The sequence below is a fragment of the Pseudomonas sp. GM80 genome, assembly GCF_000282515.1.
Lineage (GTDB): Bacteria > Pseudomonadota > Gammaproteobacteria > Pseudomonadales > Pseudomonadaceae > Aquipseudomonas.
The window spans coordinates 44,702-66,886 of sequence record NZ_AKJD01000146.1 but is presented as its reverse complement, the minus strand read 5'-3'; the positions used below and the strand labels follow the sequence as shown (position 1 = coordinate 66,886).

General features: G+C 56.6%; 22 protein-coding genes. 4 read left to right on the top strand and 18 right to left on the bottom strand.

The genetic code is table 11. The features are described 5' to 3' along the window. Window positions 1–36 precede the first annotated feature (36 nt). From PMI37_RS20330 to mnmG, 13 genes are all read right to left on the bottom strand, one after another. Window positions 37–462 (bottom strand): F0F1 ATP synthase subunit epsilon, encoded by a 426-nt coding sequence (locus tag PMI37_RS20330; RefSeq protein ID WP_008084424.1) that lies wholly within the window; start codon window positions 460–462, stop codon window positions 37–39. A gap of 45 nt (window positions 463–507) precedes the next feature. After that, the gene (atpD, locus tag PMI37_RS20325; protein ID WP_008084423.1) at window positions 508–1,887 is read right to left on the bottom strand and encodes a F0F1 ATP synthase subunit beta; all 1,380 of its coding nucleotides are present in this window, start codon (window positions 1,885–1,887) and stop codon (window positions 508–510) included. Window positions 1,888–1,914: 27 nt separating this feature from the next. Next, the gene (gene atpG / locus PMI37_RS20320; protein ID WP_008084419.1) at window positions 1,915–2,775 is read right to left on the bottom strand and encodes a F0F1 ATP synthase subunit gamma; all 861 of its coding nucleotides are present in this window, start codon (window positions 2,773–2,775) and stop codon (window positions 1,915–1,917) included. A 50-nt stretch (window positions 2,776–2,825) separates the two neighbouring features. Continuing rightward, complete coding sequence (gene atpA, locus PMI37_RS20315; RefSeq protein ID WP_008084417.1) at window positions 2,826–4,370, bottom strand: F0F1 ATP synthase subunit alpha; 1,545 nt, start codon at window positions 4,368–4,370, stop codon at window positions 2,826–2,828. Window positions 4,371–4,391: 21 nt separating this feature from the next. Beyond that, window positions 4,392–4,928: a F0F1 ATP synthase subunit delta gene (locus PMI37_RS20310; RefSeq protein WP_007911956.1), complete on the bottom strand. Its 537-nt coding sequence runs from the start codon at window positions 4,926–4,928 to the stop codon at window positions 4,392–4,394. A gap of 12 nt (window positions 4,929–4,940) precedes the next feature. Further along, the gene (locus PMI37_RS20305; RefSeq protein ID WP_008084415.1) at window positions 4,941–5,411 is read right to left on the bottom strand and encodes a F0F1 ATP synthase subunit B; all 471 of its coding nucleotides are present in this window, start codon (window positions 5,409–5,411) and stop codon (window positions 4,941–4,943) included. Window positions 5,412–5,470: 59 nt separating this feature from the next. Beyond that, a complete protein-coding gene (gene atpE / locus PMI37_RS20300; protein ID WP_003097235.1) occupies window positions 5,471–5,728 on the bottom strand; it encodes a F0F1 ATP synthase subunit C in 258 nt (85 codons plus the stop codon). Between the two features lie 133 nt (window positions 5,729–5,861). Then, a complete protein-coding gene (gene atpB, locus PMI37_RS20295; protein WP_008084413.1) occupies window positions 5,862–6,731 on the bottom strand; it encodes a F0F1 ATP synthase subunit A in 870 nt (289 codons plus the stop codon). 16 nt (window positions 6,732–6,747) lie between these two features. Continuing rightward, a complete protein-coding gene (locus PMI37_RS20290; protein ID WP_008084411.1) occupies window positions 6,748–7,155 on the bottom strand; it encodes a F0F1 ATP synthase subunit I in 408 nt (135 codons plus the stop codon). Window positions 7,156–7,303: 148 nt separating this feature from the next. After that, window positions 7,304–8,176: a ParB/RepB/Spo0J family partition protein gene (locus PMI37_RS20285; protein WP_008084408.1), complete on the bottom strand. Its 873-nt coding sequence runs from the start codon at window positions 8,174–8,176 to the stop codon at window positions 7,304–7,306. Between the two features lie 9 nt (window positions 8,177–8,185). Continuing rightward, a complete protein-coding gene (locus tag PMI37_RS20280; protein ID WP_008084406.1) occupies window positions 8,186–8,983 on the bottom strand; it encodes a ParA family protein in 798 nt (265 codons plus the stop codon). Window positions 8,984–9,001: 18 nt separating this feature from the next. Beyond that, complete coding sequence (gene rsmG / locus PMI37_RS20275; RefSeq protein ID WP_008084403.1) at window positions 9,002–9,646, bottom strand: 16S rRNA (guanine(527)-N(7))-methyltransferase RsmG; 645 nt, start codon at window positions 9,644–9,646, stop codon at window positions 9,002–9,004. Next, window positions 9,643–11,541, bottom strand: a complete 1,899-nt coding sequence (gene mnmG / locus PMI37_RS20270; protein ID WP_008084400.1) for a tRNA uridine-5-carboxymethylaminomethyl(34) synthesis enzyme MnmG — start codon at window positions 11,539–11,541, stop codon at window positions 9,643–9,645. Before mnmG ends, rsmG begins: the two co-directional genes overlap by 4 nt. A gap of 570 nt (window positions 11,542–12,111) precedes the next feature. Between mnmG and PMI37_RS20265 the strand changes: the two genes are divergently transcribed. The 3 genes from PMI37_RS20265 (at window position 12,112) to PMI37_RS20255 (ending at window position 16,120) form a co-directional block, all read left to right on the top strand. Further along, window positions 12,112–12,618, top strand: coding sequence for a sigma-70 family RNA polymerase sigma factor (locus tag PMI37_RS20265; RefSeq protein WP_008084399.1), 507 nt, complete (start codon window positions 12,112–12,114; stop codon window positions 12,616–12,618). Further along, on the top strand, window positions 12,618–13,565 hold the full coding sequence (locus PMI37_RS20260; protein ID WP_008084396.1) for a FecR domain-containing protein: 948 nt from the start codon (window positions 12,618–12,620) through the stop codon (window positions 13,563–13,565). The genes PMI37_RS20265 and PMI37_RS20260 overlap by 1 nt, the downstream gene beginning before the upstream one ends. 119 nt (window positions 13,566–13,684) lie before the next feature. Further along, window positions 13,685–16,120 (top strand): TonB-dependent siderophore receptor, encoded by a 2,436-nt coding sequence (locus PMI37_RS20255; RefSeq protein ID WP_008084394.1) that lies wholly within the window; start codon window positions 13,685–13,687, stop codon window positions 16,118–16,120. A gap of 43 nt (window positions 16,121–16,163) precedes the next feature. Here the strand turns inward: PMI37_RS20255 and mnmE are convergent, their stop codons facing one another. From mnmE to rpmH, 5 genes are all read right to left on the bottom strand, one after another. After that, a complete protein-coding gene (gene mnmE, locus PMI37_RS20250; protein WP_008084392.1) occupies window positions 16,164–17,534 on the bottom strand; it encodes a tRNA uridine-5-carboxymethylaminomethyl(34) synthesis GTPase MnmE in 1,371 nt (456 codons plus the stop codon). Window positions 17,535–17,613: 79 nt separating this feature from the next. Beyond that, on the bottom strand, window positions 17,614–19,293 hold the full coding sequence (yidC, locus tag PMI37_RS20245; protein ID WP_008084390.1) for a membrane protein insertase YidC: 1,680 nt from the start codon (window positions 19,291–19,293) through the stop codon (window positions 17,614–17,616). A 2-nt stretch (window positions 19,294–19,295) separates the two neighbouring features. Beyond that, window positions 19,296–19,541 carry a membrane protein insertion efficiency factor YidD gene (yidD, locus tag PMI37_RS31400; RefSeq protein ID WP_010465488.1) on the bottom strand — a complete coding sequence of 82 codons (246 nt, stop codon included), beginning with the start codon at window positions 19,539–19,541 and terminating at the stop codon, window positions 19,296–19,298. Beyond that, window positions 19,534–19,935, bottom strand: a complete 402-nt coding sequence (rnpA, locus tag PMI37_RS20240) for a ribonuclease P protein component (protein ID WP_016984072.1) — start codon at window positions 19,933–19,935, stop codon at window positions 19,534–19,536. The genes yidD and rnpA overlap by 8 nt, the downstream gene beginning before the upstream one ends. Before the next feature lie 16 nt (window positions 19,936–19,951). Continuing rightward, window positions 19,952–20,086: a 50S ribosomal protein L34 gene (gene rpmH, locus PMI37_RS31395; RefSeq protein ID WP_003213577.1), complete on the bottom strand. Its 135-nt coding sequence runs from the start codon at window positions 20,084–20,086 to the stop codon at window positions 19,952–19,954. Between the two features lie 567 nt (window positions 20,087–20,653). On the opposite strand from rpmH, the gene dnaA reads away from it, so the two are divergent. Continuing rightward, window positions 20,654–22,180 (top strand): chromosomal replication initiator protein DnaA, encoded by a 1,527-nt coding sequence (gene dnaA, locus PMI37_RS20235; RefSeq protein WP_008084386.1) that lies wholly within the window; start codon window positions 20,654–20,656, stop codon window positions 22,178–22,180. Window positions 22,181–22,185: the final 5 nt, after the last annotated feature.

Genomic DNA, 22,185 nt, shown 5'->3' with positions numbered 1-22,185 from the left:
CCTTTTTTATCAATCGCACAACAAGCGGCTGACGGATTAACCGCCAAACTTCTTGCGGATCTGCTGGACGGTGCGCAGCTGAGCTGCAGCCTCGGCCAGACGTGCTGATGCAGCGCTATAGTCGAAATCCGCGCCTTTTTCGTGCAAGGCATTCTCGGCAGCCTTGAGAGCTGCTTGAGCCTGAGCTTCATCCAGATCGGCGGCACGTTGCACGGTATCGGCAAGCACCTTGACCATGTTCGGCTGAACCTCGAGGAAACCACCGGAGATGTAAAACACCTCGGGTTCCCCGCCTTGCTTGATCAGGCGGATAGGACCTGGCTTCAGATTAGTGATCAGCGGCGCGTGACCCAGAGCGATACCAAGATCACCCAGTGCACCGTGCGCAATCACCATCTCGACCAGGCCGGAAAAGATTTCCCCTTCCGCGCTGACGATATCGCAATGGACTGTCATAGCCATCTGATTGCCTCAACCTAAATTAGCGCCCGTTGCCGGGCGCCGGGATTACAGTTTCTTGGCTTTCTCGATCGCTTCTTCGATGCCGCCAACCATGTAGAACGCTTGTTCTGGCAGGTGGTCGTAGTCACCGTTGAGGATGCCTTTGAAGCCAGCAATGGTGTCTTTCAGGGAAACGTATTTACCCGAAGCACCGGTGAAGACTTCAGCCACGAAGAACGGCTGCGACAAGAAGCGCTGGATCTTACGAGCACGGTTTACCAACTGCTTGTCGGCTTCCGACAGCTCGTCCATACCCAGGATCGCGATGATGTCCTTCAGCTCTTTGTAACGTTGCAGAACGTACTGAACGCCGCGAGCGGTGTCGTAGTGGTCCTGGCCGATTACGTTCGGGTCCAGCTGGCGCGAAGTCGAATCCAGTGGATCTACCGCTGGGTAGATACCCAGGGAAGCGATGTCACGGGACAGAACGACGGTGGCGTCCAAGTGGGCGAAGGTGGTCGCTGGCGACGGGTCGGTCAAGTCATCCGCAGGTACGTATACCGCTTGGATCGAAGTGATCGAACCTTCCTTGGTCGAAGTGATACGTTCTTGCAGAACGCCCATCTCTTCAGCCAGGGTCGGCTGGTAACCTACTGCCGAAGGCATACGGCCCAGCAGTGCGGATACTTCAGTACCGGCCAGGGTGTAACGATAGATGTTGTCGACGAACAGCAGAACGTCGTTACCTTCGTCACGGAACTTCTCGGCCATGGTCAGGCCGGTCAGTGCTACGCGCAGACGGTTACCCGGCGGCTCGTTCATCTGACCGTAAACCAGTGCCACTTTGTCCAGAACGTTGGAGTCCTTCATCTCGTGGTAGAAGTCGTTACCCTCACGAGTACGCTCACCCACACCGGCGAACACGGAATAACCGCTGTGCTCGATGGCGATGTTACGGATCAGTTCCATCATGTTTACGGTTTTGCCTACACCGGCACCACCGAACAGACCGACTTTACCGCCTTTGGCAAACGGGCAAACCAGGTCGATAACCTTGATGCCGGTTTCCAGCAGGTCGTTGCCGCCTGCCTGTTCAGCGAACGAAGGCGCTGGACGGTGAATGCCCCAACGCTCTTCGGTGTCGATCGGGCCAGCTTCGTCGATCGGGTTACCGAGGACGTCCATGATCCGGCCCAGGGTCGCTTTACCGACCGGTACGGAAATGGCTGCGCCAGAATCGGTAACTTCCAGACCGCGCTTCAAGCCCTCGGTGGAACCCATCGCAATGGTACGAACCACGCCGTCGCCCAGCTGTTGCTGAACTTCCAGAGTGGTGCCGGCATCGCTTATTACTTTCAAAGCGTTGTAGATGCTCGGTACGCTGTCGCGTGGAAATTCCACGTCGATAACGGCGCCGATGATTTGAACGATACGTCCGCTACTCATAGCTGGATCCTCTGAATATTTGAACCGTTAAACCGCGGCAGCGCCGCCGACGATTTCCGAGATCTCTTGGGTGATCGCAGCCTGACGCGCCTTGTTGTAGATCAGCTGCAAATCGCTGATCAAATCACCGGCGTTGTCGGTAGCGTTCTTCATCGCGATCATCCGCGCAGCTTGTTCAGCCGCGTTGTTCTCGACCACCGCCTGGTAGACCTGCGACTCAACGTAGCGGACCATCAAGCCGTCAAGCAGCTCTTTGGCATCCGGTTCGTAGAGATAGTCCCAGTGGTGCTTGAGATCCTGATCCGGGGTGGCCACCAGTGGAATCAACTGCTCCACGGTAGGCTGTTGCGTCATGGTGTTGATGAACTTGTTGGACACCACGGACAGGCGGTCAATACGGCCGTCCAGGTAGGCATCCAGCATCACCTTGACGCTGCCGATCAGATCATTGATCGACGGCTCTTCACCCAGGTGGCTGATAGCTGCAACGACGTTACCGCCGAAGTTACGGAAAAAGGCCGCACCCTTGCTACCAACGACACACAGATCAATCTCGACGCCGTTTTCGCGGTTTACCGCCATGTCCTTGACCAGGGCCTTGAACAGGTTGGTGTTCAAGCCGCCGCACAGACCACGGTCACTGCTCACGACGACATAACCGACACGCTTGATGGCGCGATCGATCATGAACGGGTGGCGGTATTCCGGGTTGGCGTTGGCCAGATGCCCAATAACCTGGCGGATACGCTCCGCATAAGGACGGCTAGCAGCCATGCGCATTTGTGCCTTGCGCATTTTGCTGACCGCCACTTTTTCCATGGCGCTGGTAATCTTTTGCGTGCTTTTGATGCTCGCAATCTTACTGCGAATCTCTTTTGCGCCTGCCATGTAACACCTATCAGGTTAGCAAGCGGGAGCCTCGCGGCTCCCGCTGCGGCTTACCAGGTTTGGGTGGCCTTGAACTTCTCGATACCGGCTTTCATGCCAGCGTCGATTTCGTCATTGAAGTCACCTTTAACGTTGATCTTGGCCATCAAATCGGCGTGATCGCGGTTGAAGAAAGCGATCAGCGCTTGTTCGAAGCTGCCGATCTTGGCGATTTCAACGTCAGTCAGGAACCCACGCTCAGCGGCATACAGCGACAGCGCCATGTCAGCGATCGACATTGGTGCGTATTGCTTCTGCTTCATCAGCTCGGTAACGCGCTGACCATGCTCAAGTTGCTTACGGGTCGCTTCGTCCAGGTCAGAAGCGAACTGGGCGAATGCTGCCAGTTCACGGTACTGAGCCAGAGCGGTACGGATACCACCGGAGAGCTTCTTGATGATCTTGGTCTGAGCGGCACCACCCACACGGGATACCGAAACACCGGCGTTCACTGCAGGGCGGATGCCCGAGTTGAACATGGCCGATTCCAGGAAGATCTGACCGTCGGTGATGGAAATCACGTTGGTCGGAACGAACGCGGAAACGTCGCCAGCCTGGGTTTCGATGATCGGCAGTGCGGTCAGCGAACCGGTTTTGCCGGTCACTGCGCCGTTGGTGAACTTCTCTACGTATTCTTCCGAAACGCGGGATGCGCGCTCCAGCAGACGGGAGTGGAGATAGAACACGTCGCCTGGGTAAGCTTCACGGCCTGGTGGACGGCGCAGCAGCAGGGAAATCTGGCGGTAAGCCACTGCTTGCTTGGACAGATCGTCATAAACGATCAGCGCGTCTTCACCGCGGTCGCGGAAGAATTCACCCATGGTGCAACCGGAGTACGGTGCCAGGAATTGCAGCGCAGGAGATTCCGAAGCACTGGCAGCCACGATGATCGTGTTGGCCAGGGCGCCGTTTTCTTCCAGCTTGCGAACCACGTTGGCGATGGTCGATTGTTTCTGACCAATAGCTACGTAGACGCAGAAAATGCCGCTGTCTTTCTGGTTGATGATCGCGTCGATCGCCAGAGCGGTTTTACCGATCTGACGGTCACCGATGATCAGCTCACGCTGGCCACGGCCGACAGGGATCATGGCATCGACAGCCTTGTAGCCAGTCTGTACAGGCTGGTCTACCGACTTACGCCAGATCACGCCCGGAGCAACTTTCTCGACCGCGTCGGTCTCGGTGTTGCCCAGTGGACCTTTGCCGTCAACAGGGTTACCCAGTGCGTCGACTACGCGACCCAGCAGTTCCTTACCAACAGGAACTTCGAGGATGCGGCCGGTGCACTTGGCGCTCATGCCTTCAGCCAGAGACTGGTAAGCGCCCAATACAACGGCACCTACGGAGTCTTGCTCCAGGTTGAGGGCCATACCGTAGACGCCGCCCGGAAACTCGATCATCTCGCCGTACATGACGTCGGCCAGACCGTGAATCCGCACGATGCCGTCAGATACGCTGACGACAGTGCCTTGGTTACGGGCTTGGGAGGTCACATCGAGCTTGTCGATGCGGCCCTTGATAATTTCACTTATTTCGGAAGGATTGAGTTGCTGCATTGCTCTGCTGCCCCTTCAAACTCAAGATTTCAATGCTTCGGCAAGTTTCGCGATTTTGCCGCGAATCGAGCCATCGATAACCAGGTCGCCGGCGCGGATAACGACACCACCTATTAGGGCAGCATCCTCCGCAACTTGCAGGCGCACTTCCCGGTTGAGTCGTGCACTGAGAACCTTGGCGAGTTTGTCTTGCTGTTCTTGGTTCAATGCGAAAGCACTGGTCACTTCAACGTCTACCGACTTCTCTTGTTCGGCCTTGTACAGGTCGAAAAGAGCGGCAATCTCCGGCAGAAGCGGGAGACGGTCGTTTTCGGCAACGACATTGATGAAGTTCTGTGCCTTGGCATCAAACTTGTCGCCGCACACGTCAATAAACGTGGCGGCCTTTTCTGCGCTCGTCAGTCGCGGGGCCTTGAGCACGCGCTGCATGGTGTCATCTTGTGACACCGCTGCAGCCAGGCCGAGCATGGCTGACCAATTGGCCAGTTGCTGGTGGGCCTGAGCGTGCTCGAAGGCCGCCTTAGCGTAAGGTCGGGCCAACGTGGTCAGTTCTGCCATGATCGCCCTCGCTTAGATTTCAGCAGCCAGTTGGTTAACCAGCTCTGCGTGCGCGTTTTGATCGATTGTGGCACCCAGGATCTTCTCGGCGCCGCCGACAGCCAGCATACCCACTTGGGCGCGCAGCTTGTCTTTGACACTGTTCAGTTCCTGTTCGATCTCGGCTTGAGCCTGAACCTTCACACGGTCAGCGTCGACACGGGCCTTTTCAACGGCCTCTTCGACAATCTGGTTACCGCGTTTCTTGGCTTGCTCGATGATTTCAGCTGCCTGAGCTTTCGCTTCGCGCAGTTGCTGACCCGCTTTTTCTTGGGCCAACTCCAGGTCGCGAGCTGCTCGGCTGGCAGCGTCCAGACCATCAGCGATCTTCTTTTGACGTTCGTGCAGGGCAGTGATGACCGGAGGCCATACATACTTCATGCAGAACAGTACAAAAATCAGGAACGCAACGGACTGGCCAATCAGGGTCGCATTAATGTTCACGCCAACACCTCGCAGTTACGTTGTCCATCACATCAAATTACTCGGAAGAATCCGGGTAATTAGCCAGCGATCTGACCAACGAACGGGTTCGCAAAGGTGAAGAACAGAGCGATACCAACACCGATCATGGTTACGGCGTCGAGCAGACCGGCAACGATGAACATTTTAACTTGCAGCATTGGAACCATTTCTGGCTGACGCGCTGCGCCTTCCAGGAACTTGCCGCCCAGCAGGCCGAAACCAATTGCGGTACCCAGTGCGCCCAGGCCGATCAACAGTGCAACAGCGATAGCGGTTAGACCAACTACAGTTTCCATCTTTCCTCCCGACTTTTACGTCGTATGGTTTAGGTTTTTTAGATTAAAGCGGTAAAACAAATCGTTTCAGGTGCCCTGTGAAGAGCCCCTTCCCGTTTGACCGGGAAGGACATCAGACTAGTCGAGACTGGTCTTAATGGTTTTCTTCGTGCGCCATCGACAGGTAGACGATGGTCAGCATCATGAAGATGAACGCCTGCAGGGTGATGATCAGGATGTGGAACACAGCCCAAGCCCACTGCAGAACAACGCCCAGGCCGCTCAGCCAGAGCAGACCGCTGCCGAACATCACAGCGATCAGAATGAACACCAGCTCACCGGCATACATGTTGCCGAACAGACGCAGAGCCAGAGAGATCGGTTTAGCGATCAGGGTCACGAATTCCAGCAGGAAGTTCACCGGGATCAGCAGGGCCTGAACAAAGATGTTCTTGCTGCCGAACGGGTGCAGGGTCAATTCGCCGATGAAGCCGCCGATGCCCTTGACCTTGATGCTGTAGAAAATGATCAGTGCGAAAACCGACAACGCCATGCCCAGGGTCGCGTTCGGGTCGGTGGTCGACACGGCGCGGAACGGGATGTGGTGATCACCGGTGATCAGGATGGCCAGCTGAGGAATCCAGTCGACCGGGATCAGGTCGACGGCGTTCATCAGGAACACCCAGACGAAGATGGTCAGTGCCAGCGGTGCAATCACCGGGCTACGGCCATGGAAGCTGTCTTTCACGCTGCCATCGACGAATTCGACCAATACTTCAACGAAGTTCTGCAAAGCACCCGGTTGACCCGAAGTCGCCTTCTTTGCCGCCATGCGGAAAAGAAAAACGAAGATCAGACCCAACGCGACCGACCAGCCGAGAGTATCGACGTGGAAAGCCCAGAAGCCCATTTCCTTGGCTTCTGCTGCGGTATGGGCAAAGCCCCAGCCGCCGTTAGGTAGCTGACCGAAGGTCAGGTTCTGCAAGTGGTGCTGGATATAGCCCGAAGCGGTTGTTTCTGCCATGGTTGCCTCAAACGCCCTAAGGTCTCGAAAGTCTTGTTCTCATCAGCAGGGGAGCGAACCAGCTGACCGACTGAGTCAGCACGAACACGCCGAATACAGCTATCGGCGCCAGTGGCTTCACACCTGCAAACACCAGCGCAAAAAGCACTGCTGTCAAAATCAGTTTGCCTGCCTCGCCGGCATAAAAAGACCGGACGATGGACTGGGCTGCTCGGGCGCCGGAAAACCGAAATGCCTTGTGAGCGAAATAAACATTGGGCAGCAAGGCTATCAGGCCTCCGCAAAGTCCCGAGTATCCGGCAACGACTCCGTGCCATTGCCAGAGCGCCAAAGCGGCAATCAGCAAAATGACAAATTGAGCCATTAACACCGGAAAAACTGCCAGGCGATGGAACGGCAGGCGGTTTGGCTTGCGGGTTTCCATCACTATTGCTCTCCAATGGTCGGCTGCCAGAATTCAATAACTTGGCATAATTTGTGCCGACAAAATGCGCGCAGAGTATAGGGGCGGTTCTGCCCCTATTCAACTGTCAGGTAGTGATTTCCGACTGCGCGCTACATGAGGAAATGTTTCAGCGGATGTGTGCGAGCACACCTTGAAGCTCATCGAGCGAGTTATAACCGATCACCAACTGACCCTTTCCCTTCTTGCCGTGGCGAATCTGCACCGCAGAGCCTAGGCGCTCGGCCAGACGCTGTTCGAGACGGGCGATATCCGGGTCGGGTTTGCTGGCTTCCACAGGCTCCGGTTTACCACTCAACCACTGGCGAACCAGTGCTTCAGTTTGGCGCACGGTCAGACCGCGTGCGACAACATGTCGCGCCCCTTCAACCTGCTGATTCTCGGGCAACCCGAGTAAAGCACGGGCATGGCCCATTTCCAGGTCGCCGTGGGACAGCATGGTCTTGATGACTTCCGGCAGCGCAATAAGTCGCAACAGGTTAGCCACAGTGACGCGGGATTTACCCACAGCCTCGGCAACCTGCTGTTGAGTCAGCTGGAATTCCTGCTGCAAACGCTGCAAGGCCACCGCTTCTTCGATCGGATTGAGGTCTTCGCGCTGGATGTTCTCGATCAGCGCAATGGCGATCGCGGTTTCATCGGGTACGTCGCGCACCATCGCCGGAATGGTTTCCTGCCCGGCTTGCTGGCTCGCGCGCCAGCGACGTTCACCGGCGATGATTTCAAAACGGCCTCCGCCAATCGGGCGCACCACGATCGGCTGCATCACGCCTTGTGCCTTGATCGACAGCGCCAGCTCTTCCAGCGCTTGCGGATCCATGTCCCGACGCGGCTGGTATTTGCCGCGCTGGAGCAGATCCAGCGGCAGGTGCTGCAGCTCACGGGTGTCAGCTTGCGCGGCTTGTTCTTCCAGCGCGCTGACAGTCGGACCACTCAGCAGTGCATCCAGTCCACGTCCGAGACCTCGTTTCTTGACGGCCATGGGGATTCCTTAAGTTGCCTGAGCGGCGGCGATGCGTGAATTTTTGCGCTGACGACGAACCATCTCGCCGGCCAGGGCCAGGTAAGCCAGGGCGCCGCGCGATTGCTTGTCGTAAGCCAGCGCCGGCATGCCGTAGCTTGGCGCTTCGGCCAGACGGATGTTGCGCGGGATCACCGTATCGTAAAGCTGATCGCCGAAGTGTTCCTTGAGCTGCGCCGAAACGTCGTTCATCAGGCTCAGGCGCGGGTCGTACATGGTGCGCAGCAAACCTTCGACTTTCAGGTTCGGATTGAGCAGTTCGGCGATGCGCTTGATGTTATCCACAAGGTCGCTCAGACCTTCGAGCGCAAAGTACTCGCACTGCATGGGGATAATTACCCCGTCAGCAGCGACCAGTGCGTTCAGCGTCAGCATCGACAGCGACGGTGGGCAGTCGATCAAAATGTAATCGTAATTTTCACGGATCGGCGCCAGCGCGCTGCGCAGACGACTTTCCTTCATCTGCATTTCCAGCAGCACCACTTCAGCCGCCGTCAGATCGCGGTTGGCCGGCAGCAGTTGATAACCGCCATGCTCGGAATAGTGCATGGCCTGGGCCAGATCGCATTCGCCGATCAGCAGGTCGTAGACCGAGTTTTCCAGGCCGTGTTTATCCACACCGCTACCCATGGTGGCGTTGCCCTGTGGATCGAGATCGATCAACAGCACCCGGCGCTTGGTCGCGACCAGGGATGCTGCGAGGTTGATGCAGGTGGTGGTCTTGCCCACACCACCCTTTTGGTTCGCTATCGCGAATACCTTAGCCATTCTTGCTTGTGTTCCCAATCATGCCGTGCGGCGCAGTATCAGCAGATGGCGTTGGCCTTGGCAACCGGGTACGGCCAGGGCGTGTTCGCTATCGAGTTTGAAGTCTGCCGGCAATGCTACCAGCTCATCGGCCGGATGAACGCCCTTCATTGCCAGCCAGCGTGTATCGGCATCGCCGAGGTGGCGAGTCCAGTTGGTGAAGTTCTCCATGCTGCTGAACGCCCGGGAAATGATCCCGTTGAACGGCTCTGCAGGCTGGAAAGCTTCGACACGACTGTGGATAACTTGCAGGTTATGCAGTTTGAGTTCGAGTTTGACCTGAGTCAGGAAGCGGGTCTTCTTGCCATTGCTGTCCAGACAGGTCACTTGCGAGTCCGGATACAGGATCGCCAACGGGATCCCCGGCATGCCGCCGCCGCTGCCGACGTCGAGCCAGCGACCGTTTTCGATGAACGACATCACGCTGAGACTATCGAGCAAGTGGCGCGAAACCATTTCGTCCGGATCGCGCACAGCGGTCAGGTTGTAGGCCTGGTTCCATTTGATCAACAGGGCCAGATAACCCAGCAGCAATTCGTGCTGGGTTTCAGTGAGGTTGACACCGAGCTCGCGGGCTCCTGTGGATAACTCTTCGGCGTGTTGCGAAGTGACCTTAGAACTCAAGCGCTTTGCTCCAACTGACGGCCCGCGCCGCGTTTTTTCAAATGAATCATCAACAGCGAAATCGCTGCCGGGGTCACACCCGGGATCCGCGAAGCCTGGCCCAGCGTCTCTGGTCGAGTCGCGCCGAGCTTGCTCTGGATCTCCTTGGAGAGACCGGAAATGTTGGTGTAATCGATATCCACAGGCAATTTCGTGTCTTCACTGGCGCGCAGACGGGCGATTTCGTCCTGTTGACGGTCGATGTAACCGGCGTATTTGGTCTTGATTTCAACCTGCTCGGCAACCTGTGGATCTTCGGCGCCGTTGCCGGTCACTTCGACCAGACCAGCGTAGTCGATTTCCGGACGGCTCAAGAGGTTGAGCAAGTTGTATTCGTGGGTCAGCGGCGTGCCGAATTTCTCGGCAATCGCATCGCCCTGCTGCGTGTTCGGGCGAACCCAGGTGCTTTTCAGGCGCTGCTCTTCGAGTTCGATGCTTTCGCGCTTCTTGCAGAAGGCCGCCCAACGCGCGTCATCGACCAAACCGAGCTCGCGACCTTTTTCGGTCAAACGCAGGTCGGCGTTGTCCTCGCGCAGGATCAGGCGGTATTCGGCACGGGAAGTGAACATGCGGTACGGCTCTTGGGTACCGAGGGTGATCAGGTCGTCGACCAAAACGCCGATGTAGGCTTCATCGCGACGCGGGCACCAGGCTTCTTTGCCCTTGGCACGCAGTGCCGCGTTCGCACCAGCGAGCAAACCTTGGGCGCCGGCTTCTTCGTAACCGGTGGTGCCGTTGATTTGCCCGGCGAAGAACAGACCGCCGATGACTTTGGTCTCGAGGCTGTACTTCAGATCGCGCGGATCGAAGTAGTCGTACTCGATCGCGTAACCCGGACGCACGATGTGTGCGTTTTCCATGCCGCGAATCGATTGCACGATCTGCAATTGCACGTCGAACGGCAAGCTTGTGGATATCCCGTTCGGATACAGCTCATGGGTGGTCAAACCTTCCGGTTCGATAAACACCTGATGGCTTTCCTTGTCGGCAAAGCGGTGGATCTTGTCTTCGATCGACGGGCAATAGCGCGGGCCGATGCCTTCGATTTCACCGGCAGCGGAATACATCGGCGAACGATCGAGGTTCGCGGCAATGATTTCGTGGGTGCGGGCGTTGGTGTGGGTAATCCAGCAGCTGACTTGGCGTGGATGCTGTTCTTTGTTGCCCATGAACGACATCACCGGGATCGGCGTATCGCCCGGTTGCTCGGTCATCACCGAGAAATCCACAGATTTGCCATCAATACGCGGCGGTGTGCCGGTTTTCAGGCGCCCGACACGCAGTGGCATTTCACGCAGACGGTGTGCCAGGGCGATCGACGGTGGATCACCGGCGCGACCGCCGGAAAAATTCTGCAAACCAATGTGGATAAGTCCGCCGAGGAACGTACCGGTGGTCAACACCACGGAATCGGCGAAGAACCGCAGACCCATTTGCGTGACAACACCGCGGACTTGTTCCTGCTCGACGATCAGGTCGTCAGCAGCCTGTTGAAATATCCACAGGTTGGGCTGGTTTTCCAGAATTTCGCGGACAGCGGCCTTGTACAGAATCCGGTCAGCTTGCGCACGGGTCGCCCGTACAGCTGGACCTTTGCGGCTGTTCAACACACGAAACTGGATGCCGCCCAAGTCGGTAGCTGTGGCCATCGCGCCGCCGAGGGCATCGATTTCCTTGACCAGATGGCTTTTGCCAATGCCACCGATGGCCGGGTTGCAACTCATGGCACCGAGGGTTTCCACGTTATGCGTCAGCAACAGGGTTTTTGCCCCCATACGTGCTGAGGCCAGTGCTGCCTCGGTACCGGCATGACCGCCGCCGATGACGATCACTTCAAAACGGGAAGGGAAATCCACCACGCACCTCGTGCCTGCTTAAGTAGGTAATTCAGGAATAGTTTGAGATCAGGTTTTTGAACCTGGTCGACAAGTATAGGGACTTCGCCCTTCCTAAAGAACCCTTTGCACAAAATTTAACCAGCTGTGGAGAACTCGAGGTTAAAAGAATAAAAAAGAGAGAAATTTATAAAACCTTTGTTTTTATGTTTATTTCTACTGAGCCTACTTTCTGTGGATAGATCTCTACAGGCCTTTGTTTTCAATGTGTACAGAGATTCAAAACCCTGTGTTCATGTGCCAATGAGGGCCTTGGATAACCGGTTTAAGCCTGTGGATGAAAGGGGTGGTTATCCACAGAGGGGTTTATATCCAGTTTTCAGGCCCTGTTATCAACTGCCCTTAGTGGCAGTTATTCACAGGGCTTAATCCACAGAAAAACCATAAAACGCCTTTTTCAGAGTGCAAAAAAAACACCAGCGAGGGTTCGCTGGCGATAAAGAAGCCGATGGAGGGAAGTGCGCGGGCTATTGTGAGAGAACGTAACAGGGGCTAATAATAGGCATTATCATTAACTCGTCAGTTTTCCCCATGTCCCTACCCGCCCACACTGCTGCGATCGAGCGAATCTACGAGCAACACCATTCGTGGCTACATGGCTGGCTCAAGGGCAAATTGCATGACGCCTGCGATGCGGCGGATGTGGCGCATGACACGTTTGTGCGGATTCTGGCGGCGCGTAATGCCGCGCAGATTCGTGATCCACGTGATTATCTGGCGACCATTGCACGCGGTCTGGTGATTGACCGTTATAGAAGACAGGCTATCGAAGCCGCGTATTTGCAGACCCTCGCGGCTCGACCGGAAGCCACCGCCATCAGCGAGGAAGACAAGGCGCTGATCATCGAAACCCTGGTCGCTGTGGATAAAGCTTTAGCCGGCCTTGGCGCCAGAAGCCAACAGATCTTCATGCTCTCGCAGATCGATGGCCTGACTTATCAACAGATTGCTCTGCAGCTGAAGGTTTCGCTGACCACGGTGAAGAAGCACATGATCCGCGCGCTGACGGAATGTGCCCTGATCATGGCGCAACGTTGATGGCCATCGCCCCCAATCGCCAGATCTTCGAAGCAGCCGCCAGTTGGTATGTGCAGTTTCAGGCTGATCCGCCAACGCTCGCCGAACAAAAGGCCTGGCAGTTGTGGATAGATAGCGACCCGGCGCATCTGGCGGCGTGGAACCAGATGGAACAATTGCAGCGCCATCTCGGCACCCTGCCGCAGGATCTGAAACGTCGCGCATTAAATACCGGTCAGCAACGCCGCCAAGTGCTGAAACTGTTGCTGCTCGCGGCGGGCACGGGGTTCGTTGGCTGGAATGTTCAGCAACACACTTCCTTGGGAAATGTCTGGGCCGACTATAAAACCGGCGTTGGCCAGCGTCGCAATATCACATTGGCGGATGGCAGCCAGATTCAACTCAACACCGACACTGCGATTGATGTGTCTTTCGACCCGGCGCAGCGGCTGATTCGCCTGCGCTCCGGCGAGATCCTCATTCAAACCGGAAAGCTGGGTGATCAACGGCCCTTTTTCGTCGAAACCCGGGATGGCCGGATTCAAGCACTCGGCACTCGTTTCTCCGTTCACCAGCTATCGAGTTCTACCCGAGTTGGAGTGCTGGAAGACCGGGTCAGTGTTCAGCCCGGTGATACTTCAACGACCGCAAAAATCTTGCAGGCAGGCGAAGGCGCTGATTTTGATCGTCAGCACATAGGGCTCATTCATCCATTCAAATCCTCCGAAGTGGCGTGGATCAACGGCCAATTGATCGTCCTCGATGCGCGCTTGGGCGATGTGATTGAAGAATTGGGCCGTTATCGCAGCGGGATTTTGCATTGCGACGCGCGTGCCCGGGAGTTGCGGGTTTCCGGGACATTCCGCCTCAATTCAACCGACGCTGTCCTGGCCAATCTTCAGGCATCACTGCCGATCAACGTGCGCTACTTCAGCCGTTACTGGGTTTCGATCAGCCACAACGCTTGACCGAAATGTCACTTGGGCAAAATAAATCGACAACAGGGTTATCTTTTTTTGCCCTGACCCGGCCCTACAGGTAATCGCGATAAACGCGGCTCTTTGCCACCTTCAGGGCTTATCCACACATGCGTCTTCCCACGTTTCGTCAGCGTTTTTCCTACCACTGCATTGCTTACAGCCTCCTAATGACCAGTGCCGCTTCCTGCCTGGTGGTCAGCCATAACGCCGTTGCTGCATCGGCAGCCCAGCGTTATGCCATCGCCGCCGGCCCGCTGGACAATGCATTGAGCCAGTTCGCCTCGGCCGCAAACGTGATCCTGTCATTCTCGCCGCAACAAACCAGCCGCTTGCGCAGTGCCGGGTTGAACGGCAATTTCACCGTCGACCAGGGATTCGCCCAACTGCTGCAAGGCTCGGGTTTGCAAGCCGTACCCCAAGCGCCGGGCAGTTACATTCTGCAGGCGCTGCCGAACGGTGATTCGCTGGAGCTGGCTCCGACCAACATCAATGGTCAGTTGGCCAACCCGATGAATCTGGATTACGCCGCCGACGTCGGTTACAAGGCGCAGAACAGTCGAATAGGTACGAAAACCAGTACGCCTTTGTCGGAAACGCCGCGTTCGGTGTCAGTCGTCACCGCCCAGCGCATGAAAGATCAGAAATCTCAGACACTCACCGAGGTGCTCGGCTACGTGCCGGGGATCTTTGCCCCACCGTTCGCCGCCGGCGACAGCCTGGCCGGAGACCTGTTCTATATTCGCGGTTTCAACGCCACCGATTATGGCTACGGTCTGTTGCGCGATGGACTACGCGTACAGGGCAACCGCTATGACACCAGCACCGAGCCGTACGGACTTGAGCGGGTAGAGATTTTCCGCGGCCCATCTTCTCTGCTGTATGGGGAAAACGCACCCGGCGGTCTGGTCAATCTGGTCAGCAAACGCCCGACTGCAGCACCGCAGGGCGAAGTGCAATTGGGTTATGGATCGAACAATCGCCGGCAGATCGGCGTCGATGTCTCCGGCCCGCTCAATGACAGCGGCAACGTGCTCGGGCGCGTGGTGATGCTTGGACGCAAGTCCGACACCCAGACCGACCACGTACCGGATGACCGTATCTACATCGCGCCATCGCTGACCCTGAATTTCGACGATTACAACACGCTGACCCTGCTGGCCAACTACCAGAAGGATCACACCAACATGGAACTTGGCCTACCGGCCGCCGGCACTTTGCTGACAAACCCCAACGGCAAGTTATCCAAAGGCACCATGCTCGGCGACCCGGACTGGAACACCTTCGAACGGGAAACCTGGAGTACCGGCTACGAATTTAGCCACTCGTTCAACGACGACTGGCAGTTCCGCCAGAATTCGCGCTACATGCAGTCGCGCATTACCCGCCACGAGACCTGGCCGGGAAACCTCAACAACGCCGGGTTTGGCACACGCCTGAACATGACGGCGTACGATCGCTTCAACAAATCGATGGTGTACTCGCTGGATAACCAACTGGAAGGCAAATTCCAGGTCGGTGGTCTGGAGAACACCGTGCTGTTTGGCGCCAGCTACGATCGCACTTCCTTCAATCAGGACTGGAACGCCGGCATCGTCGGGCCGATTGATATGTATAACCCGGTTTACCTGCGCGACCCGACCACGCCGATTGCGGTGCAAAACACTTTACTCGAACAGCAGATGAAAGGGGTTTATGCACAGATCCAGAGCAAGTACGACCACTGGCTGTTCCTGCTCGGTGGCCGTCAGGATTGGGTCGACAGTGATTTTCGCGACAAGGTCGCTCAGTCGAGCGACATCAGCTCCGAGGATAAGAAATTCACCTATCAGGGCGGGGTGATGTACCAGTTCGACAACGGCATGACGCCGTATGTCAGCTATTCCACCTCGTTCGTGCCGGTACAGCAGATCTCCAATGCCGGCGCGCCACTCGACCCCATCACCAGCAGCCAATATGAAGTGGGCCTGAAGTACGAACCGATCGGCTGGGACACCGCGTTCACGGCGTCGGTGTACGACCTGCGCAAAAAGGACGACACCTACTTCGACGCCACTACATCGAGCTATCGCCAAGTGGGTGAAAGTCGTTCCAAGGGCGTGGAACTGGAACTCAACAGCAACCTGACGCAGAACCTCAACTTGACTGCGGCTTATACCTACACCGACGCGCGAATCACCAAGGATGCCGCGACTTCATTGGTCAAAGGCCATCAAATGACCGGCGTGCCGCGTAATCAGGCTTCGGTCTGGGCGAAATACCGCTTCCTCGATGGCGATCTGAAAGGTTTGTATGTGGGTGGCGGTGTGCGTTATTTCGACAGTGCCTTCGCTTACACCTCGCCTTCTCTCTATGGAAAGCTGGATGCCGGCGACGTCACCTTGGTGGATGCGGCCATCGGTTATCAGATCGATACGCACTGGAGCGTCGACCTGAATGCGAAGAACCTGTTCGACAAGGAATATGTGTCGGGTTGCAACGACGCGGGTCGTTGCTACTGGGGTGAGGATCGCACCCTGCTCGGTACGGTTTCCTACAACTGGTAAAACGAAAAAGGGGCTGTGGATAAATTGTCCACAGCCCCTTTTTTCATTTGCCGATACAGAAACTGGAAAAAATTCGTCCCAACAGATCATCAGAGCTGAAAGCCCCGGTTATTTCGCCGAGAGAATGCTGAGCCTGGCGCAAATCCTCCGCCAGTAACTCTCCGGCGCCAGCCAAGGTCAGCTGGGCGCGGCCGTGTTCCAGTGCCGCACTGGCGTGGCGCAGAGCCTCCAGATGCCGGCGGCGTGCGCTGAAACTACTTTCCGAGGTTTGCTCGTAACCCATGCAGGCCTTGAGATGGTCGCGTAACAGGTCCAGACCTTCACCGGCCGACTTGGCGCTGAGACTGATGGTCACGTGCCCGTCTTCACTGGTTTCCAGAACAATGGCCTCGCCAGTTAGATCGGCTTTGTTGCGGATCAAGGTGACTTTGGCCGGATCCGGCCGGGTTTCGAGGAATTCCGGCCACAGGGCAAACGGATCCAGCGCTTCCGGCGCGGTCGCATCGACCACTAACAACACTCGGTCGGCTTCACCAATGGCTTTCAATGCCCGTTCAACCCCGATCTTTTCCACATGATCATCGGTATCACGCAGGCCAGCGGTATCGACAACGTGCAACGGCATGCCGTCGATGTGGATATGTTCACGGAGGATGTCGCGAGTGGTGCCGGCGATCTCGGTAACGATTGCCGCTTCCCGTCCTGCCAACGCATTCAACAAGCTCGACTTGCCAGCATTCGGCCTACCGGCAATCACCACGGTCATTCCATCGCGCAGCAACGCGCCCTGCCCGGCTTCGCGCAGCACTGTGGATAATTCATCGCGCACTTTGTCGAGCATGCTCAGCACATGGCCATCGGCGAGGAAGTCGATTTCTTCTTCCGGGAAGTCGATGGCGGCTTCGACGTAGATGCGCAGGCCGATCAGCTGTTCGGTCAAGTTATGCACACGTTGCGAGAACGCGCCCTGCAGAGAACGCAGCGCATTACGTGCAGCCTGTGCAGAACTGGCTTCGATCAAATCGGCAATCGCCTCGGCTTGCGCCAGGTCGAGTTTGTCATTGAGGAAGGCGCGTTCGCTGAATTCCCCCGGGCGCGCCAGACGGCAGCCCAGTTCCAGGCAGCGCTTGAGCAACATGTCCAGAACGATCGGGCCGCCATGGCCCTGCAGTTCCAGAACGTCTTCACCGGTGAACGAGTTCGGCCCGGGAAAATACAGCGCCAGACCTTCGTCGAGCACCTGTTTGTCGTCAGTGAAAAACGGGCCGTAATGGGCGTAACGCGGTTTCAGTTCGCGGCCGCTGATGGCTTTTGCCGCCACGCTGGCCAACGGCCCGGAAATACGGACGATGCCCACACCACCACGACCTTGAGCGGTGGCGACAGCGGCGATGGTTTCACGAGGTACGCTCATTAACCGGAATCCAGACAGAAATGACAGATAGCAAAACGCCCCACTAGGGGGCGTTTTGAGTGGTTATCCACAGTGTAAATCAAGCGGCTGCTTTGGTAGCCCGTTCGATCTTACGTGTGATGTACCACTGTTGGGTGATGGACAGGCAGTTGTTCACAACCCAGTACAGCACCAGACCCGCCGGGAACCACAGGAAGAAGAAGGTGAAGATGATTGGCATCATTTTCATGACCTTCGCCTGCATCGGATCCGGAGGAGTCGGGTTCAGTTGCTGCTGGATAAACATGGTTGCGCCCATGATGATCGGCAGAATGAAGAACGGATCCTTGATCGACAGGTCCGTGATCCACAGCATGAACGGCGCCTGGCGCATTTCCACGCTTTCCAGCAGAACCCAGTACAGAGAAAGGAAAACCGGCATCTGCACGAGGATTGGCAAGCAACCACCCAGCGGATTGATCTTCTCTTTCTTGTACAGCTCCATCATGGCTTGCGACATTTTCTGCCGGTCATCGCCATGTTGTTCTTTCAAAGCAGCCAGTTTCGGTGCAACGGCACGCATGCGCGCCATCGATTTGTAGCTGGCAGCCGACAGAGGGAAGAACAGACCCTTGATCAGCATGGTCAGGAAAATGATCGACCAGCCCCAGTTACCAACGATCGCGTGGATGTGTTGCAGCAACCAGAAGATTGGCTGGGCAATGAACCACAGAATGCCGTAGTCGACGGTCAGTTCCAGACCTGGGGACAACTCTTTCAGCACAGCCTGGCTTTTCGGACCGGCATACAGCACAGCGCTGGTTTCAACTTTGGCACCTGGTGCAGCGGTCAGTGTTGGACCGGTGTAACCGATGATGTAGTTGCCTTTGCTGTCTTTACGGGTCTGAACGACGTTGTTTTCGCCCTTCGCCGGAATCCACGCGGTCACGAAGTAGTGTTGCAGCCAGGCTACCCAACCACCGGTGACGGTTTCTTTCAACTGCGCCTTGTCCATGTCCTTCATGGACACTTTCTTGTACGGCTCCGAACTTGTCCACAGGGCAGCGCCCAGGTAAGTCGCGGTGCCAGTAGCAGTGGTGGACGAAGGGTCAGCGCTGTTATCACGCTTCAACTGAGCAAACATTGCGCCGTTCCAGGGCTGAGCGCTCTGGTTATCCACAATGTAGGAAACGGCTACATCATACAGGCCGCGTTTCAGGGTGAAACGCTTGATGTAATTGACGCCGTCCTTGCTGAACTTCAGGTCTACGACCAGTTGGTCCTGACCGTCAGCCAGTTGATAAGTCTTCTTCTCCGAGGAGTAGATCGGACGACCGGCCGGATTTGCGTCCGGGCCGTTGGTGCCGATCAGACCGCTTTGGGCCAGATAAACACGTTCGCCGCCGTTATCGAACAGCTGGAACGGAACATCAGGACGATCCTGACGACGTGGATACAGAGGCAAGGTCAGTTGAGCAACATCACCACCTTGTGGATCGATCGCGAGATCGAGCACGTCGGTTTTGATCTGGATCAGATCCTTGCTGGCGGCTACCGGCGTTTCGGCAGGTGCGCTGGTATCGCTAGCGGCGCGCGGAATATCGTCACTGGCGGCAGCATTATTGCCAGTGGCGGTGTCCGGCAAACCGGATGTAGTCGTACTGGAAGCAACATTCTGAGTCGGCAGGGCAGCCTGACCGTAGTCCTGGTTCCATTTAAGGACCATAACGTAGGCCACGATTGCCAGGGCGACGATCAGGATCGTGCGTTTGATATCCATGATTACTCGGCCATCGAAGAAGAACGGGAGGTAGGGATAGGTGGAACCGGGTCATAACCACCGGGATTCCACGGATGACAGCGACCTAAACGACGAAAGGTCAGCCAGCCACCGCGCAGAAGGCCATGATTTTCGATGGCTTCATACGCGTAGCAGGAACAACTGGGGTAGAAACGACAGTGGCTGGCCATCAAAGGACTAATGGCATAGCGATAAAACTGGATCGGAACGAGGGCCAGTTTACGCATCGGTACTGTCTACCCCTACAGTTTCGGTTTTGACTTCTGGAACTGGCTTGCTGCGTGCCAGACGCTTCCAGAGCTTGCCGAAATGCTGAATCAATTCGGGGTTTTCTACATCGCCCAGACCTTTGCGCGCGACGATAACGATGTCCCAGCCGACCAGTGAATCCTGGTGCAGACGGAACGATTCGCGCATCAAACGTTTGAGGCGATTGCGCTCAACGGAGAGCTTTACGCTCTTTTTCCCGATAACCAGCCCGAGACGGGGGTGATCAAGATCGTTGTTGCGTGCAAGGAGCAGGAGATTTTTCCCCGGAACCTTGCCGGTAGGGGAGTCAAAGACTGCCTTGAAATGCCGGGGGGTAAGCAAACGCTTTTCCCGACTGAAGTCCTGACTCACCTCCAGTACCGGATTATCAAACTGCCAGACGCGCACGACCTTTGGCGCGGCGACGCGACAGGACAGCACGGCCGTTCTTGGTAGCCATGCGAGCACGGAAGCCGTGGGTACGGGCGCGTTTGATAGTGCTTGGTTGGAAAGTACGTTTCATTGTCGTGTTACCTGGTTCGTCCACAACGGGCCGGAATGGCCCCCGTTTTAAGAGACCGGGGATTCTAGAGAAAGCAAGCCCTCAGGTCAATTTCCAACCAGCGTTTCCTTATAAATAGATCTCGAGGTGTTCTTTGCCTGATCACCCGCTCGCCATACATAAAAATAAAGAAGGGAATTATTTAAAGCTTTTCTGTAAAGCTTATAAAAGCTAGGCACGCCATCCTCTGTGGATAACTGCCATCAAGCCTTGTTTCACCTGATGTACAGCGAATGACAACTACAGTGGAAAACCGTGTTCAGCCTGTGCTGCGCTGTCGGATAACCTGTGTGTGGAATGGCCTGTTATCCACAGGCAGGTTATCCACCGAGTTCAACCCCCAGTTGTCCAGTGCCCTTAGAGGCGGTTATCCACAGAGCTTATTCACACACCGTTGGTCGCTTTCTCATCGGTTAACGCATTGATAAATCATGGTCACCGCGCAACCTGCATGTGGATAAGTGGGCGGCTCGCCGCTACAATGGCCGCTTGTTTTTGCCTCACCGGCTTTCAACTTAGGGGATATCCGTGTCAGTGGAACTTTGGCAGCAGTGCGTGGAGCTTTTGCGCGAGGAGCTGCCTGCCCAACAATTCAACACCTGGATCCGTCCACTACAGGTCGAAGCCGAAGGCGACGAGTTGCGCGTCTACGCACCGAACCGTTTTGTGCTGGACTGGGTCAACGAAAAGTATCTGGGCCGCGTCATTGAACTGCTGGATGAGCATGGCAACGGCATGGCGCCCGCGCTTTCCTTATTAATAGGCAGCAAACGCAGTTCCGCTCCGCGTGCCGCACCGAACGCGCCGCTGGCGGCCGCGCAGGTTTCCCAGGCCCAGGCAAATGCCGCACCTGTGAGCGCGCCGGCACCTACGCAAGCGCCAGCACCGGCGGCCAAGCGCTCGACGCAGAAAAGCCCCGAGGTCAGCGACGAACCGTCTCGCGACAGTTTCGACCCAATGTCCGGCGCGGCTTCGCAACAGGCGCCGGTTCGCGCCGAACAGCGCACCGTGCAGGTCGAAGGTGCGCTCAAACACACCAGCTACCTGAACCGCACCTTCACTTTCGAGAACTTTGTCGAAGGTAAGTCCAACCAGCTCGCCCGTGCGGCGGCCTGGCAAGTGGCGGATAACCCAAAGCACGGCTACAACCCACTGTTCCTTTATGGTGGCGTTGGCCTGGGTAAAACCCACTTGATGCACGCTGTGGGTAACCACCTATTAAAGAAGAACCCGAATGCCAAGGTCGTGTACCTGCATTCCGAGCGTTTCGTGGCCGACATGGTCAAGGCGCTGCAACTGAACGCGATCAACGAGTTCAAGCGTTTCTACCGTTCGGTGGATGCTCTGTTGATCGATGACATTCAGTTCTTCGCCCGCAAAGAGCGCTCGCAAGAAGAGTTTTTCCACACCTTCAACGCCCTGCTTGAAGGTGGCCAGCAGGTCATTCTCACCAGTGACCGCTACCCGAAAGAAATCGAAGGCCTTGAAGAACGTCTCAAATCCCGCTTCGGCTGGGGCCTGACCGTTGCCGTCGAGCCGCCGGAACTGGAAACCCGCGTCGCGATCTTGATGAAGAAGGCCGACCAGGCCAAAGTCGACTTGCCGCACGACGCCGCGTTCTTCATTGCCCAACGCATTCGCTCCAACGTCCGAGAGCTGGAAGGCGCGCTGAAACGCGTGATCGCCCACTCGCACTTCATGGGCCGCGACATCACCATCGAGTTGATTCGCGAATCCCTGAAAGACCTGTTGGCGCTGCAAGACAAACTGGTCTCTGTGGATAACATTCAGCGCACCGTCGCCGAGTACTACAAGATCAAGATCTCGGACTTGCTGTCCAAGCGCCGTTCGCGCTCGGTAGCGCGCCCGCGTCAGGTGGCCATGGCGTTGTCCAAGGAACTGACCAACCACAGCTTGCCGGAAATCGGCGACGTGTTTGGCGGCCGCGACCACACCACCGTGCTGCACGCCTGCCGCAAGATCAACGAACTTAAGGAATCCGACGCGGACATCCGCGAGGACTACAAGAACCTGCTGCGTACACTGACCACTTGATGAAC

What these genes read in the sequence shown, in the direction of transcription:
- PMI37_RS20330 (WP_008084424.1), bottom strand. Translation starts at nt 462, where the DNA reads ATGGCTATGACAGTCCATTGCGATATCGTCAGCGCGGAAGGGGAAATC.
- atpD (WP_008084423.1), bottom strand. Translation starts at nt 1,887, where the DNA reads ATGAGTAGCGGACGTATCGTTCAAATCATCGGCGCCGTTATCGACGTG.
- atpG (WP_008084419.1), bottom strand. Translation starts at nt 2,775, where the DNA reads ATGGCAGGCGCAAAAGAGATTCGCAGTAAGATTGCGAGCATCAAAAGC.
- atpA (WP_008084417.1), bottom strand. Translation starts at nt 4,370, where the DNA reads ATGCAGCAACTCAATCCTTCCGAAATAAGTGAAATTATCAAGGGCCGC.
- PMI37_RS20310 (WP_007911956.1), bottom strand. Translation starts at nt 4,928, where the DNA reads ATGGCAGAACTGACCACGTTGGCCCGACCTTACGCTAAGGCGGCCTTC.
- atpE (WP_003097235.1), bottom strand. Translation starts at nt 5,728, where the DNA reads ATGGAAACTGTAGTTGGTCTAACCGCTATCGCTGTTGCACTGTTGATC.
- atpB (WP_008084413.1), bottom strand. Translation starts at nt 6,731, where the DNA reads ATGGCAGAAACAACCGCTTCGGGCTATATCCAGCACCACTTGCAGAAC.
- PMI37_RS20290 (WP_008084411.1), bottom strand. Translation starts at nt 7,155, where the DNA reads ATGGAAACCCGCAAGCCAAACCGCCTGCCGTTCCATCGCCTGGCAGTT.
- PMI37_RS20285 (WP_008084408.1), bottom strand. Translation starts at nt 8,176, where the DNA reads ATGGCCGTCAAGAAACGAGGTCTCGGACGTGGACTGGATGCACTGCTG.
- PMI37_RS20280 (WP_008084406.1), bottom strand. Translation starts at nt 8,983, where the DNA reads ATGGCTAAGGTATTCGCGATAGCGAACCAAAAGGGTGGTGTGGGCAAG.
- PMI37_RS20265 (WP_008084399.1), top strand. Translation starts at nt 12,112, where the DNA reads ATGTCCCTACCCGCCCACACTGCTGCGATCGAGCGAATCTACGAGCAA.
- PMI37_RS20260 (WP_008084396.1), top strand. Translation starts at nt 12,618, where the DNA reads ATGGCCATCGCCCCCAATCGCCAGATCTTCGAAGCAGCCGCCAGTTGG.
- PMI37_RS20255 (WP_008084394.1), top strand. Translation starts at nt 13,685, where the DNA reads ATGCGTCTTCCCACGTTTCGTCAGCGTTTTTCCTACCACTGCATTGCT.
- mnmE (WP_008084392.1), bottom strand. Translation starts at nt 17,534, where the DNA reads ATGAGCGTACCTCGTGAAACCATCGCCGCTGTCGCCACCGCTCAAGGT.
- yidC (WP_008084390.1), bottom strand. Translation starts at nt 19,293, where the DNA reads ATGGATATCAAACGCACGATCCTGATCGTCGCCCTGGCAATCGTGGCC.
- yidD (WP_010465488.1), bottom strand. Translation starts at nt 19,541, where the DNA reads ATGCGTAAACTGGCCCTCGTTCCGATCCAGTTTTATCGCTATGCCATT.
- rpmH (WP_003213577.1), bottom strand. Translation starts at nt 20,086, where the DNA reads ATGAAACGTACTTTCCAACCAAGCACTATCAAACGCGCCCGTACCCAC.